Source organism: Enterobacter sp. UNJFSC 003, assembly GCF_036903355.1.
GTDB lineage: Bacteria > Pseudomonadota > Gammaproteobacteria > Enterobacterales > Enterobacteriaceae > Enterobacter.
In genome coordinates this window covers 1-264 of record NZ_JBAKHK010000198.1, presented here as the reverse complement: position 1 = coordinate 264, position 264 = coordinate 1, and the positions used below count along the sequence as shown (strand labels likewise).

Below are 264 nucleotides of genomic sequence, written 5' to 3'. Positions count from 1 at the left end.
CTCACCGGACAAAGCTAAGTGGCTGACGAAAGAAGACAAAAAATGCCTGCAAGAGATGATGGATAACGATCGTCTGACGCTGGTTCAGCCAGAGGGAGCCATCAGCCACCATGCCATGCAACAACGCAGCATGTGGCGGGAGATCTTCACTCCGGTGGTGATGATGTATACCCTGGCGTATTTCTGCCTGACCAACACACTTAGTGCGATCAGCATCTGGACACCGCAGATCCTGCAAAGCTTTAATCAGGGCAGCAGTAATAT

The 264-nt window shown here is 51.1% G+C and carries 1 pseudogene; it reads left to right on the top strand.

Annotated elements, in window-relative coordinates:
- Positions 1-264 (top strand): annotated as a pseudogene (locus V5P19_RS23775) (4-hydroxyphenylacetate permease); the annotation flags it as partial.